The sequence below is a fragment of the Marinobacter sp. genome, assembly GCF_041690615.1.
GTDB lineage: Bacteria > Pseudomonadota > Gammaproteobacteria > Pseudomonadales > Oleiphilaceae > Marinobacter.
Window position 1 is genome coordinate 1 of the sequence record NZ_JAWLGY010000017.1, and the last position, 13604, is coordinate 13604.

Sequence of the window (13604 nt, forward strand, 5' to 3'; positions counted from 1 at the left end):
CGGGGTGGCAGCTTTGCCGTGGAATCAGTGGCAGCTTTCGCGTGGAATGGGTGGCAGGCTTCGTCTGGAATCAGTGGCAACCTTGGCCTGGAATACGCAGCCTTATACATGTCGAAACGCTTTTCGATGCGCGGACCCACCAACAATACGAGTCTGATCTTGGCATAAGTTCTTTACAACCAGTGACTTAAAAGGCAACAGACACATGATGCCCTCCACGCCGGCACGAAAATGCATCTCATGTGCCGGTTAACCTCCGCATAAATGTCAGAAAATTTTGCGCCGCATACGACTCCATAAGCATCTACCTTATTGATATTTAAATATTTTTTATTCCGGCACGATTATCGCAATTAAAAAACAAGTGACCTGACTGGCAGAGGTCAGGACATGTGACCACCCGAGGATGACGGGATGGCCAGGGATGCCAAGGGTCTCCGCGGCAGTAACGCTGAGACGCCTGGTGGTGACAAGAACGAAAGACTTTTAGTGCTTAACAACTGGAGAATGACTATGAACAGGAAACTCCTCGCCGCAGCCATCGCCCTGACCGCATGGACTGGCTCAGCCAGTGCCATCGTGGTCAGCGACAGCACCGGAAACGGCCTGCAGACTGTTCTGGATAACGCCACGGTGGGCGGTGACTCTACCATTGATGTGAACGATGACCAGATCAATGACAGCTTCGACAGTTACTGGGAAATCGTGGGTGGCGGCGGAAGCACAACCACGCTGGTCTTTGAGCTGGCAGGAAAGCGTGACAGCAATACCTTCGGCATCTACGACAAGACCGACAGCAGCAACTACGTTGAACTGTTTGCCGGCAGTGACAGCGCCTCTGCCCAGAAAACGCTGACCATTGATGGCAGCCGCGCCGTTTTTGTGGATGGCGTCGACCAGAGCATCACCCTGGGCTCCAGCCAGTTCGGTTTTTACCTGGCCCGTCCCGGCGTCGAGTTCTATTCCGACAGCAGCCTCAACGGTGGCGGAACCGACCAGATGGCAGCCTACCAGGGTAACAACGTGGACACCCTGGACCTGGCTGGCCTTGGCGAGATTCTCTGGACTGACGACAAATACATCATCGCCTGGGAGGACCTGCCCTATAACTCTTCCGACAAGGACGTGAATGACCTGGTGGTTCTGGTGGATGGCGTGGTCAACGTGCCTGAACCCGGCACCCTGGCACTGCTCGGGCTGGGCCTGGCAGGACTGGGTGCAGCCCGTCGCCGCAAGGCGTGACCGGCGAATAGTCGCGACCGCCGCACAAGCAGAAAAGCCACAGGGCACAGGCCCTGTGGCTTTTCTGTTCTGATTACGGGGTGCGAATCACCCGGTTGCGCGGCTACAGTGCCTCAGACGATGACCAGGTTATCCCGGTGAATCATTTCCTCATCTGACACATACCCCAGTACATCGGCAATTCGATCACTGGCCCGGCCAGCAATGGCACGGGCTTCGTCCGCATCGTAATTGATCAGTCCACGGGCCACTTCCCGTCCGTTCTGGTCTACGCAGGACACCATTTCGCCCCGGCGGAATTGCCCGGATATGCCCTTGACGCCCACCGGTAGCAGGCTGCGGCCTCCCTTGCAAAGCACCTGCACCGCGCCGTCATCAATGATTACCCGGCCCCTGGTCTGCAGGTGACTCGCAAGCCACTGCTTCCTGGCAGCGATGCGACCCTGCTCCGGCAGCAGCAGAGTGCCCACTTCTTCCCCTTGCCGCAACCGGGAGACCACGTTCTCCAGGCGGCCACCGACAATGACACTGAACGCACCGGACCTGGCGGCCAGTCGAGCAGCCCGCAGCTTGGTTTGCATGCCGCCCCGCCCGAGGGCTCCGGCACCACCGCCGGCCATGATGTCGAGCTCAGGATCGCCAGCGCGACGCTCAGTGACCAGCTGCGCCTCCGGGTGCTTGCGGGGATCCCTGTCAAACAGGCCATCCTGGTCGGTAAGGATGATCAGGCCATCGGCTTCGATCAGGTTCGCCACCAGCGCCCCGAGTGTATCGTTGTCACCAAACCGGATCTCATCGGTAACCACGGTATCGTTCTCGTTAACAATGGGAATCACACCAAAATCCAGCAGGGTACGGAGCGTACTGCGGGCGTTCAGATACCGTTTCCGGTCAGAGAGGTCGTCATGGGTCAGCAGGATCTGGGCCGCGTGGATATCATGGCGACGGAACTGGGCCTCCCAGGTCTGTACCAGGCCCATCTGGCCTACGGCAGCGGCAGCCTGCAGCTCGTGGAGATGCTCCGGGCGCTGACTCCAACCCAAGCGGGTCATGCCTTCGGCAACGGACCCGGAGGAGACCACTACCACTTCCACACCGTTACGGATGAGATCGGCAATCTGGTCCACCCAGCCCGCAAGGGCCGGCACGTCGAGACCACGGCCATCGTTGGTGAGCAGCGCACTGCCAATCTTGATCACCAGGCGCCGGGCGCGGCGCACCTGAACTCGTTCTGTCATGGTTCTGATGGGGTTCCTGGTCCTGCCTGTTATTCCGGGGCGTACACGACTTCGACGTCGTAATCGTCGTCGTCAAAGTCGTCGTCATCGTCATCCTCGCGAGCCGCTCGCCTTGCGGCCTTCTCCTGCTGGATGCCTTCCCGGGCCTCATCATCCATCTGTCGACGGCGTTCAGCCTCTTCATCGGCCAGCTCGGGATTGTCCGCCTCTTCCCGGGCCCGCTCCTCGATCCAGCGCATGACGGCCTGGGTCAGCTCCCGGGTGCCCTCGCCACTGATTGCGGAAATCCGGAACACGGGGCCTTGCCAGCCCAGCTCATCCACAATGGCCTGGCAATGAGCCTCTCGCTCTTCCTCGGCCACCATGTCCACCTTGTTGAGCACCAGCCAGCGGTCACGGCTGGCCAGGGTTTCGCTGAACTTCTCCAGTTCATGCTCAATGGCCCGCACCGCATCGGCCGGAGAGGAGCCGTCATAGGGTGCCACGTCCACAAGATGAAGCAGTAACCGGGTACGCACCAGGTGTTTGAGAAAGCGGATACCCAGGCCGGCACCTTCCGCCGCGCCCTCAATCAATCCGGGAATATCCGCAATAACAAAGCTCTGGTGGGCCTGGACCTTCACTACACCCAGGTTCGGTACCAGCGTGGTGAAGGGGTAATCCGCCACCTTGGGCTTGGCCGCCGAGACCGACCGGATAAAGGTGGATTTGCCGGCATTGGGCATACCAAGCAGGCCAACGTCCGCCAGTACCTTCAGTTCGAGACGCAGGTTGCGCGCTTCACCTTCGGAGCCCTTGGTGGTCTGCCGCGGTGCACGGTTGACCGATGACTTGAAGCGGGTGTTGCCCAGCCCGTGGAAGCCGCCCTGGGCCACTTTCAGGCGCTGGCCAACGTGGGTCAGGTCACCCAGGACTTCGTGGGTGTCCATATCCACCACCGTAGTACCAACCGGCACGGGCAGGACCAGGTCATCACCCTTGATACCTGTGCAGTTGCGCCCTGCTCCGGGCTGGCCGTTCTGGGCCTTGTGTTTGCGCTGGAAGCGGTAGTCAATCAGGGTATTGAGAGAGTCGTCCGCTTCCAGGTAGACGGAACCGCCGTCACCGCCGTCACCACCATCCGGACCACCCTTTGGCACGTACTTCTCGCGCCGGAAACTCAGGCAGCCGTGGCCGCCCTTGCCGGCCTCCACGATAATGGTGGCTTCATCTACAAATTTCATGGTTCAACCTTTTGCGCCTCGCGCATAAACAAAAAAACCCCGCAGGCCCGGGTTCACTACTGGCTCGGCCAGACAGTGAACCGTAAAGCTTTGCGGGGTTTTTGCCGGCCTCTGTATCAGATGATATCAGAGCCGGGCATCACCGCGACTTACGCCGCGGGAACGATGCTGACGAACTTGCGGTTCTGGGGACCCTTGGTCTCGAACTTCACCTGGCCGTCCGCAGTTGCGAACAGGGTGTGGTCCTTGCCCAGACCTACATTGGTGCCAGCGTGGAAACGCGTGCCGCGCTGACGAACAATGATGCTGCCTGCAGATACAGTCTCACCGCCGAAGCGCTTGACACCAAGTCGTTTCGACTCGGAATCGCGACCGTTACGGGTACTACCTGCTGCCTTTTTATGAGCCATTACCAGCCTCCTCTTTCAGGGGGTGTGTCAAAGGCCTCAGCCCTTGATACCCGTGATCTTGACTTCAGTGAACCACTGACGGTGGCCCTGACGCTTCATGTGGTGCTTGCGACGACGGAACTTGATGATCTGAACCTTGTCGTGACGACCGTGGTTAACCACCTCGGCGGTGACCTTGGCACCATCAACTACCGGTGCACCCACCTTGATGTCGTCGCCGTTACCAACCAGCAGAACGCGATCAAACTCAATGGTACCACCGGTTTCCACTTCCAGCTTTTCCAGCTTGAGTGTTTCGCCTTCCTTCACACGGTGCTGCTTGCCACCGCTAACAATAACTGCGTACATAGGTACTCTTCTCCGCGATTGACCCATCCCTGCTCTTATCCACCTGGTTCTAAGGGAAGCGCTTTGGCAACCCTATAGCAGGGAGCGCAGGTTGGGATGAGTTGGGGCGCGTGATTGTACGAAAACCGCTGCCTGAACACAAGTCAAGTTGACACTGCTGGCGGCAATACCTAGCATTGCCGCGACCTGCCTGTTTTATCAGACAAATCACTTTTCAGGGGACCGGACAGCCGCATGACTGCCCAGCGTATACACGACACCGTCGCGGACGACTTTGCCCGCGTCAATGACCTGATCATCAAGCGGCTTTCCTCAGATGTTCCCCTGGTGGAAAAGATTGCCCAGTACATCATAGAAAGCGGTGGCAAAAGGCTGCGGCCCTTGCTGGTGCTGCTCTCCAGCCGCGCCGCTGGCTATGACCGTGACGACCACCACAAGCTGGCAGCGGTGATCGAATTCCTCCACACCGCCACCCTGCTCCATGACGATGTGGTGGACACCTCCGACATGCGCCGGGGCCGGAGCACGGCCAACGCCCGCTGGGGCAACGCTCCCAGTGTTCTGGTAGGTGATTTCCTCTATGCCCGCGCGTTCGAGATGATGGTGGAGCTGGGCAGCCTGCCCATCATGGAGGTTCTGTCCCACGCCACCGCAGTGATTGCGGAAGGGGAAGTGCTGCAGCTGATGAACGTAAAAAACCCGGACGTCAGCGAAGAAAAATACATGGAGGTCATCCACAACAAGACCGCCATGCTGTTCGAGGCAGCCTCCCACACCGGCGCCCTGCTGGCCGGCGCCAACCCGGAACAGGAAAATGCCCTGAAAGACTACGGCAAGCACCTGGGGCTGGCCTTCCAGCTGGTGGATGACGCCCTGGACTACACGGGTAACGCCGATGCCATGGGCAAGAATGTGGGCGATGACCTGGCTGAAGGCAAACCCACCCTGCCACTGATCCACGCCATGGCCAACAGTGGCGAGGAACATCGCCAACTGATCCGTAATGCAATACGCAAGGGCGGACTCGACGACCTGCCCCGCATCCTTCACATCGTCAATGCGTCAGGGGCGCTGGAATACACCATGGCCAAGGCCCGGGAGCAGGCTGCGCTGGCAAAAGCCTGCGTCACAAGCCTCCCGGCTTCCCCGCACACAACCGCCCTCGACCTGCTGGCCGACCTGGCCGTTGAGCGGGTGTCCTGAACCAGGGGAATCCGGTCCGGCACTTGCAGCCACTCCCGGCGCTCATACCCCGGTAAAATCAAACTCCAGCTCCGGCTTCCGGCCGCTGACGATGTCTGCGAGGGCGGCCGCGGAGCCGCAGGAGTGAGTCCACCCCAGGGTGCCGTGGCCGGTGTTCAGATACAGGTTGCTGACGGGGCTCCTGCCAATGTAGGGCACGTTGGACGGCGTGGCCGGGCGCAGTCCGGCCCAGAACTCGGACTGGTCCCAATGGGCGCCATCCGGCATGATCTCCGCTGCCCGTCGTACAATGGCGTTGCAACGCACCAGGCTCAGATCCCTGTCATAACCGTTAAGTTCCGCCGTACCAGCCACCCGCAGGCGGTTACCCAGCCGCGAGTAGACCAGCTTGTATTCGTCATCCGTCAGGCTCACCTGGAAGGCGGCTTCCTCTTTCTTGACCGGTGCCGTAATGGAGTAGCCCTTGGCCGGATAGATATTGAGGAAGAACCCCAGCTTGCGGGCAAAGTGGGCGCTGTAGCTACCCATGCTCAACACATAGCTGTCCATGCGCAGGGTGCGGTGGGTTCCCTCCGGACCAATGGTACCGACGCCAAGAATGCGGTCACGGGTGCTCTCAAAACCCACAACCTCAGTGTCATAGAGGAACTCCACTCCGGCCGCCTCAGCTTTCGCGGCCAGGGCCTGGGTGAACTTGCGGGCATCACCGGATTCATCTTCGCGGGTATAGGTTGCCCCGGCAATACGTTGACGGATCGGAGCAAGGGCGGGTTCCAGCTCCAGGGCGCGGTCCGTATCGATGATCTGACGATCGCAACCCAGGTCCTGCATGATGCGGGTGGGCTCCCGCGCCGCCTCGAATTCTTTCTCGCTGGTGTAGAAATGGAGAATGCCCTTTTCCAGCTGGTCATATTCCAGCCCGAGCTCGGCGCGCAGCGCCTGCAGCCTCGACCGGCTGTAGGTGCCCAGGTTTACCATCTGGCGGATATTCCAGGCAGCGCGGCGGGATGTGCACTGGGTCAGAAACCTGAGCCCCCAAAGCCACTGGGAAGGGTCCATGCGCAGCCGGAACAACAGTGGAGCATCAGGCTGGCTGAGCCATTTCAACACCTTGAGCGGAGCGGAGGGATTGGCCCAGGGCTCGGCATGGGATACGGAAATCTGCCCACCGTTGGCATAGCTGGTTTCCACCCCGGCTCGGCCCTGACGGTCCACTACCGTCACGTCATGGCCGGCCTGGCGCAGAAACCAGGCCGAAGTGACACCGACCACACCGGCTCCCATGACCAGTATGTGCATATGCGATCCCCTGTATTACGTGATTGACCGTGAATGGGATATGGCCGCCGGACGGCTCAGCCGCCTGCCCGTCTGACGGTCCAGCCCTGCTCTTGCAGGATCGGGACCAGGATATCCCGCTGGTCCCCCTGGATCTCGATGGTGTTGTCTTTTACGGTGCCGCCGGTGCCGCACCGGGCCTTGAGCTTCTTCGCGTAGGCCTTGAGCTCGGCGCCAGCCAGCGGAATTCCGGTAACGATGGTAACGCCCTTGCCCTTGCGACCCTTGGTTTCCCGACTGAGCCGCACCACGCCGTCGCCGGTCGGGGCCTGTTGCTCGCCACAGGTGCAGGCTTCCCTGGGGTTGCGGCAGTCAGGGCACATGCGACCCTGTTCAGTGGAATAGACCAGGCCGCCGGATTCTCGCTTCTTCACATCAACTCCTGTCAGTTACCGGGTCTGGGGAGGGTAGCGTTCAAACATGCTGGCAACCACTTCATCAATCAGTTGCTGACGGGTTTCCGGCGACTGGTTTTCATTCAGGTAACGCTTGCTGGCACCGCGCCAGACCACCCGGTTGGTGGTGCTGTCCACCAGCTCCACCACCAGTTGTCCTTCACGCACCTCCCGCACGGGTGGTGCGGTGGAAAGCCCCCAGCCGAACCGGCCGCTACCGAAGCCCAGGCCATAGGAAAAGCCGGTGGTGTCCAGGCGCTCGACGTCATCGATGCGGTAACTTACCAGAAGGTCCGCCGTGTCGGCCCCGGTCTGGCTCAGCGCCTGTGCCTCAAGCTCCCGCGTCACCGCGGCCTCCACCCGGCTGCCGTCCAGCGAGGTATATCCCTTGCCGGCATCCGGAGCGAAAGCCCAGGTCTGATAACTGGTGAAGGCCGCGTTGCTGTCGTAGTCAGTGACTACCTTCGACGCGCACCCTCCCAGCAGCAGGGTCAGTGCCGTCAGGGCAAGCAGATGTGGAATTCGGGCTAACCGGATCATAGGAGGCCTCTCCACGGAGATGTATTCGCCATTAGTGCATGTTCTATCAGTATACGCCAGGCACCACCAACCGGTGTGTTTCAGGCCGGAGGCGTTTGCTGATGGTAATCCAGCTGGTTGGCCTCGCAAAATGACACCAGGTCGGCAACCTCTGTAACCGGCACCGTCACGGTGAAAGTGACGCCTTCTCCGTAGACGGGCTGCGATGGCTGGGCACCGTGCTGGTCGCACCAGTGACGGAGTGGCTGCTCCAGGGCGAAGGGCAGCGACACGACCAGCTCTTCCACTGGCTGGCTCTGCTGCCGGCCCACTTCAGACAGAACGGACTCCGCCGCCCCGGCGTAGGCCCGCACCAGGCCCCCTGCCCCAAGTTTTATGCCACCGAAATAGCGGATCACAATAACCGCCACATCCCCCATGTCCTTGTGCTGGATCACATTGAGTATGGGTTTTCCGGCAGTGCCGGAGGGCTCGCCGTCATCATTCATGCCGGCCTCGGCCGCTGACCCGGGTGACCCGATCTGGTATGCCCAGCAAACATGGCGGGCATCCGGATGGTCCTGCCAGGCCTGGTCCGCCAGCGCCTTGACCTGTTCACGGCTTTCCACCGGGGCGACCCGGGCGATAAAACGGCTCTTGCGCACCACCGTCTCCCGCTCCAGAAATCCCGCCGGTACCGGATAGTCCCTGCTCACATTGCGACCCCGCGCGGGCGATCACCCAGGCCCGGGTCATCAGGACCGGTGAACACCGGCAGCCAGAGGGTCACCTGGAGCCCGGCACCTTCAACGTTGCGGGCTTCAATCTGACCATCGTGGGCCGTAACGATATCCCGGGCAATGGCCAGCCCCAGGCCCCAGCCGCGACCGCTGCGAGCCTTGTCGGCCCGGTAGAAGGGTTCGAACAGATGGGGCAGCATGTCTTCAGGTGCACCGGGGCCCTGGTCGGTAATGGTACATTGCAACTGACTACCGGCCCGGGACAGCTGGACGCTCACAGCCTTGCCCGGGGGCGTGTAATCCAGCGCGTTCTGCAGAATATTATCCAGCCCCCGGCGCAGCAATTCGCCATTGGCCAGCACCGTCACCTGGTGACAGTCCGGGCCGGCCTCAAAATGACAGGCCACCCGCTGGTGTTCGGCGTAATCGGCGGCATCCCGCAGCACATCATTGATGGCATGCACGATCTGCACCGGCTCCCGCTCCAGTCCGTCACGCCCGCCGGAAACCCGGTAAAGCGTAAGGATCTGGCCGGTCATTTCCTCCAGGCGCTCGTTCTGGCGCCGGATGCTCTCCAGCAATTCCGGCTCAATGCCGTTGTCTGCTGCCAGCTCGATCGCCACGCGCTGCCTTGCCAACGGGGTTCGCAGGTCGTGGGAAATATCCCTCATCAACTGTTTCTGTCGGTCCAGAAGGTCACAAAGCCGTTCCGTCATGGCGTTGAAGGCCCGGGCGGTGAGGCCGATTTCGTCCCGGCGCCGGGCAATCCGCTCATTGACCCTCAGGCTCAGGTCGCCTGCGGCAATCGCCTGGGCGGTACTTTCCATATGACGCAGGGGGCGCGAAACCAGCCTGGCGATCCACCAGCAGGCGAAGGTCAGCAGGATAACGCCCAGGGACAACTCCAGGGTCCGGGCCACCGCCGGGGACACCCGCCCTTCCCGGTCCGAGCGGGGCCAGGCCACAAGCCGCTGGGTATCACTCACCTCGATCACCGCTGGCTTGCGGTGATACCAGGAGCGCATGCGCTCCCGAACGGAGTCCGGCAGCTGCTCGCGGGCATCATCCACGTCCACCAGCATCAGGTGCAGGTCCATCTCCTCACCTTTCGCCCGCAGGTATCGCCAGAAGGCGCCGCGGTCATCGCCGCTGCGAAGGCGGGCCGCTTCAATAGCCACGTCCCGAAGCCCTTCCAGCTGTTCTATCGCTTCCCTCTCCCGGTCCAGCAGCTCCCGGGTCACCAGGTTACTCAGCGCCACCGCTGCCGCCAGCGCCAGCCAGATCAGCAGGAATATCCGCCAGAACAGCGGAAACATCACGGTGCGTTTCTCAGACGTGGTCAAGGTAGCTCCTGCAGGTCATTGAGGTTCCGAGGGGGCGGTCCCGGTCACCCGGTAGCTGTAGCCCAGCCCGCGCACGGTTTCGATACGGGATGGCTCCTCCGGCCCCAGTTTACGACGCAGATTACTGATGTGCATATCCAGGGTGCGGTCATAGGCCGCCAGACGCCGGCCCAGCGCCCACTGCATCAGGTCGGTCTTGCGCACAACGCTGCCGGCATGGGCCAGCAGCACCTGCAGCACTTCGTACTCGGTGGCGGTCAGCTCCACCGGCTCCCCGCGAAGACAGACCCGCCGCTGCTCCGGCTCAACCCGCAGATCACCGAAGACCCGATCAGCGTCCACTTCTGCCTGATGGTCCCAGGCCACCCGCCGGAGCACTGCCTGTAAGCGGGCCACCAGCTCACGGGGATTGCAGGGTTTGGGGATGTAATCATCGGCCCCGACCTCAAAGCCGACAATGCGGTCCGTCTCATCCCCCCGGGCCGTGAGCAGCACTACCGGCAGGTGGTTTCTCGCCCGGAGTTCCCTGAGCACATCGAGGCCCGACATGTCAGGCAACATGATATCAAGCACGACAATGTCCGTCAGACCCTCTGCAGCAAGGGTCAGTCCGTCGCCGCCATTGGCCGCTTCGCGGACCTCAAACCCCTGTCCCGTCAGATACCGGGCCAGCAGGGTTCGCAGCTCTTCGTCATCTTCAACCAGCAAGACCCGGTTCTGCATCGGGCACTCTCCCCACGGTGATATTGGCACTAACCATACCAGTACCAGCGGATCCGGCGCAGCCCGGACTGCCCGGTCAGACGCTCTTTACCGATTATTTACCATGATCTGACAGGAACTTACACGCAAGCCCCTATTATGATCACCACAAAGATGTTGAGCCATACGCACCGAAAAACGAATACAGGAGCATCACCATGAAAGCACGCAGAACTGCCTCTACCCTGACCGCCGCCCTGATTTCCGCAACGCTGCTCGCCAGCCCGCTTGCCTTCGCCGGGGACAAGGGCGACAAGGAGAACCGGGGTTACGACAACAAACGCCAGCATGCCGAGCTTTGCGAGAAGTTTGAACGCGGCGACTGGGAACAGAAGCGTGAGCAATACCGCCAGAAAGCCGGTGAACGCCACGAAGCCATGGCCGAGCGCCTGCAACTGACCGACGAACAGCGGGAAATCTGGGATGAAATGCGCCAGGAGCGCCAGCAGAAACACGAACGCCGCTTCGAGAAAATGAAAGAACGCTGCAAAAATCAGTCAGAAGAGTGATCAGGGTGTGCCTGCTGTCGTAAAGTAGGTTAACGTTCCCTGACCCGGCCGCCTTCCGAGGCGGCCGTTTCTTTTGGCAGAGTTATGACCGGACACCCCGCCTCCCGAGGCCTCGATATACTGACCACAAGCTGCATTGCCGATATTGGTCGTGACCACTGGCAGTCATTCTCCGGCGCGGCTGATCCCCTGATCAGCTACGACTTCCTGGAAGCCCTGGAAACCAGCGGCGCCGTCAGCAGGCACTCCGGATGGCAGCCCTGCCACCTGAAACTCTACCTTGATGGCCAATGGGTCGGTGTGGCGCCGGCCTACCGTAAATATCACTCGATGGGCGAGTATGTCTTTGACTGGGCATGGGCAGACGCCTGGCAGCGCCACGGCCTGGCCTACTACCCCAAGCTGCTCATTGCAGTCCCCTTTACGCCCTGTCAGGGACGCCGTCTGCTGCTCCGGGAGGAAGTCCGGCACCGGCTGGCCGCCAGCCAGCTCCACCAGGCTCTGGACCAGCTGATGCCACGACTGGGGGTTCACTCCTGGCACCTGCTGTTTCCCGATGAGGCAGATCAGTTCCTGCTGGACCAGCCCGGGAGCCTCCACCGTCTTGGCTGCCAGTTCCACTGGTACAATCGCGGGTACGGACATTTCGAGGATTTTCTGGCCACCCTCACCTCCCGCAAGCGCAAATCCCTGCGGCGGGAGCGGCGACAGGTGGCCGAACAGGGCATCGGCTTCCGCCAGTGGGCCGGCGACTCGCTACCGGATGAGGTACTGGACGACTTTTTCCTGTTCTATAACGCCACCTACCTGAAGCGCGGCATGCGCCCATACCTGAACCGGGACTTTTTCAGCGCACTGGCACGGCGTCTGGGCCCGCAGCTACGCCTGATCACCGCCGAGCTGTCCGGCAAACGCATTGCCGCCGCCCTGTTTATCATCGGCGACCGGACCCTTTACGGACGCTACTGGGGATGCCTGGAAGACTACAACCACCTGCACTTTGAAACCTGCTATTACCAGGGTATCGACCTGGCCATTGCCGAAGGACTGTCCCGGTTCGATGCCGGCGCCCAAGGCGAACACAAACTGGTGCGCGGGTTCGAACCGGTACTGACACACTCCTGGCATAACGTTGACCACCCCGGCTTCCGGGAGGCGGTGGCAGACTTTTGTGAAGAAGAAGCCGTGGATGTGGAAGGCTACCGGCGGGCCGCGATGTCGGCACTCCCCTATCGTCAGGAGGAATCCGGGTAGTGCTGTTTCTGCCGACGCGGGTGTCCACCAGCGAAGTGGTGTCCGGGTACAGATCTGCATAGAGCCGTAACCCAGCCACTCTGCCCTCGCACGCTTACACAAAGTTGCGGGTCATAACTCCTTTACCGGCGAAACGACGGACACCAGAGGCCGGCTTACAGACATGTAAGCCTTTTCCTACACATGGTGATGGGGATGTCTTATTTTTCACAAACCTGCAATTCGTAGAATGGGTCCTGTACACGGACGTCACCAAGGGAATGCAGGGACTGGCAGACGTAGGGAAAGCGTAGTCATGGAGCAGAGGCTGCTGCAGGGAGTGTAGGAGCAGATTTGGCAAGGAGTCGCCCATCGCAGGCCAGGAAGGTCGGCGATGCAGGGATGCCTGAAGGATTGCCGTCAGGGATGACGCCCAGGGAGTCGGGCAGTGCCGAAGGAACCGGCACCGGGTCTGGTCGCGGACAAGGGGTCACAGGGACTGTGGCTCCAGCCGTGCACCGGCTTTTATCCTGCCCCCCATCTTGCACCTCCCCCATTTTCCCGAAACGCCGGAATTCATGGCCGGACACGTTCGTTTCGTGGTACACGGCTGGCAGACATCTTGCGGTGGTTTGTCGAGGCTCCGTGGTGAAGCAAAACCGGCCCCGGTTACCGGCTTCTTGCCGGTCGTTCACGCATTGACACTCAACAAACCACAGCGACAAAGCCATGAAACAGACACAAACCATTCTTGCGTCACTAATCCTGATCTTCAGCCTGTTCGCCACCCAGGCGCCTGCCTGGGCCGAAGAACCTGGCGGGCCAGCCGCCAGCGCCATCAACATCAATACCGCCTCTGCGGAAGAACTGACGACGCTGGAGGGCATTGGTGAAAGCAAGGCCCTGGCCATAGTTGCCGACCGGGATACCAACGGCCCGTTCGAATCCGGCGACGACCTGACCCGCGTGCGGGGTATCGGTGATGCCACGGTGGCGAAGAACGCCGACCGCATCACCACCCGCTGACCTCCTGCCCCGCCGACCGGCGGGGCTGTTTCCACCACCGTTTTTCCGCCCCCCTGATTCGGCAGCCAGCCGTTC

15 protein-coding genes are annotated in these 13604 nt (G+C 61.1%); 5 read left to right on the forward strand and 10 right to left on the reverse strand.

The window, feature by feature from the left end; all coding sequences use genetic code 11:
* Window positions 1–513 precede the first annotated feature (513 nt).
* Window positions 514–1242 (forward strand): PEP-CTERM sorting domain-containing protein, encoded by a 729-nt coding sequence (locus ACESMZ_RS12470; RefSeq protein ID WP_372956648.1) that lies wholly within the window; start codon window positions 514–516, stop codon window positions 1240–1242.
* Window positions 1243–1355: 113 nt separating this feature from the next.
* On the opposite strand, the gene proB is transcribed toward ACESMZ_RS12470, so the two are convergent.
* The 4 genes from proB to rplU all read right to left on the reverse strand — a co-directional run bounded on the left by proB (window position 1356) and on the right by rplU (window position 4461).
* Complete coding sequence (gene proB, locus ACESMZ_RS12475) at window positions 1356–2480, reverse strand: glutamate 5-kinase (RefSeq protein ID WP_372956647.1); 1125 nt, start codon at window positions 2478–2480, stop codon at window positions 1356–1358.
* A gap of 29 nt (window positions 2481–2509) precedes the next feature.
* Entirely contained in the window at window positions 2510–3703 is a 1194-nt protein-coding gene (gene cgtA, locus ACESMZ_RS12480; RefSeq protein ID WP_372956646.1) for an Obg family GTPase CgtA, read from the reverse strand.
* Between the two features lie 149 nt (window positions 3704–3852).
* Window positions 3853–4113 carry a 50S ribosomal protein L27 gene (gene rpmA, locus ACESMZ_RS12485; protein WP_091849904.1) on the reverse strand — a complete coding sequence of 87 codons (261 nt, stop codon included), beginning with the start codon at window positions 4111–4113 and terminating at the stop codon, window positions 3853–3855.
* A gap of 36 nt (window positions 4114–4149) precedes the next feature.
* The gene (gene rplU / locus ACESMZ_RS12490; protein WP_372956645.1) at window positions 4150–4461 is read right to left on the reverse strand and encodes a 50S ribosomal protein L21; all 312 of its coding nucleotides are present in this window, start codon (window positions 4459–4461) and stop codon (window positions 4150–4152) included.
* Between the two features lie 234 nt (window positions 4462–4695).
* Between rplU and ispB the strand changes: the two genes are divergently transcribed.
* Window positions 4696–5664, forward strand: coding sequence for an octaprenyl diphosphate synthase (gene ispB / locus ACESMZ_RS12495; protein ID WP_372956644.1), 969 nt, complete (start codon window positions 4696–4698; stop codon window positions 5662–5664).
* 42 nt (window positions 5665–5706) lie between these two features.
* On the opposite strand, the gene ACESMZ_RS12500 is transcribed toward ispB, so the two are convergent.
* The 6 genes from ACESMZ_RS12500 to ACESMZ_RS12525 form a co-directional block, all read right to left on the reverse strand.
* A complete protein-coding gene (locus tag ACESMZ_RS12500; protein ID WP_372972690.1) occupies window positions 5707–6963 on the reverse strand; it encodes a D-amino acid dehydrogenase in 1257 nt (418 codons plus the stop codon).
* A 56-nt stretch (window positions 6964–7019) separates the two neighbouring features.
* Window positions 7020–7376 carry a translation initiation factor Sui1 gene (locus ACESMZ_RS12505; protein ID WP_372956642.1) on the reverse strand — a complete coding sequence of 119 codons (357 nt, stop codon included), beginning with the start codon at window positions 7374–7376 and terminating at the stop codon, window positions 7020–7022.
* Between the two features lie 15 nt (window positions 7377–7391).
* Window positions 7392–7937, reverse strand: coding sequence for a DUF4136 domain-containing protein (locus ACESMZ_RS12510; protein ID WP_372956641.1), 546 nt, complete (start codon window positions 7935–7937; stop codon window positions 7392–7394).
* A gap of 80 nt (window positions 7938–8017) precedes the next feature.
* Window positions 8018–8632, reverse strand: coding sequence for an IMPACT family protein (locus tag ACESMZ_RS12515; protein WP_372956640.1), 615 nt, complete (start codon window positions 8630–8632; stop codon window positions 8018–8020).
* A complete protein-coding gene (locus tag ACESMZ_RS12520) occupies window positions 8629–9999 on the reverse strand; it encodes a sensor histidine kinase (protein ID WP_372956639.1) in 1371 nt (456 codons plus the stop codon). Before ACESMZ_RS12520 ends, ACESMZ_RS12515 begins: the two co-directional genes overlap by 4 nt.
* A gap of 15 nt (window positions 10000–10014) precedes the next feature.
* Entirely contained in the window at window positions 10015–10722 is a 708-nt protein-coding gene (locus tag ACESMZ_RS12525; RefSeq protein WP_372956638.1) for a response regulator transcription factor, read from the reverse strand.
* A 197-nt stretch (window positions 10723–10919) separates the two neighbouring features.
* On the opposite strand from ACESMZ_RS12525, the gene ACESMZ_RS12530 reads away from it, so the two are divergent.
* The 3 genes from ACESMZ_RS12530 (at window position 10920) to ACESMZ_RS12540 (ending at window position 13529) form a co-directional block, all read left to right on the forward strand.
* Window positions 10920–11270, forward strand: a complete 351-nt coding sequence (locus ACESMZ_RS12530) for a hypothetical protein (protein WP_372956637.1) — start codon at window positions 10920–10922, stop codon at window positions 11268–11270.
* A gap of 84 nt (window positions 11271–11354) precedes the next feature.
* Entirely contained in the window at window positions 11355–12524 is a 1170-nt protein-coding gene (locus ACESMZ_RS12535; RefSeq protein ID WP_372956636.1) for a GNAT family N-acetyltransferase, read from the forward strand.
* 708 nt (window positions 12525–13232) lie between these two features.
* Window positions 13233–13529 carry a ComEA family DNA-binding protein gene (locus tag ACESMZ_RS12540; protein ID WP_372972691.1) on the forward strand — a complete coding sequence of 99 codons (297 nt, stop codon included), beginning with the start codon at window positions 13233–13235 and terminating at the stop codon, window positions 13527–13529.
* The last annotated feature ends 75 nt before the right edge of the window (window positions 13530–13604 follow it).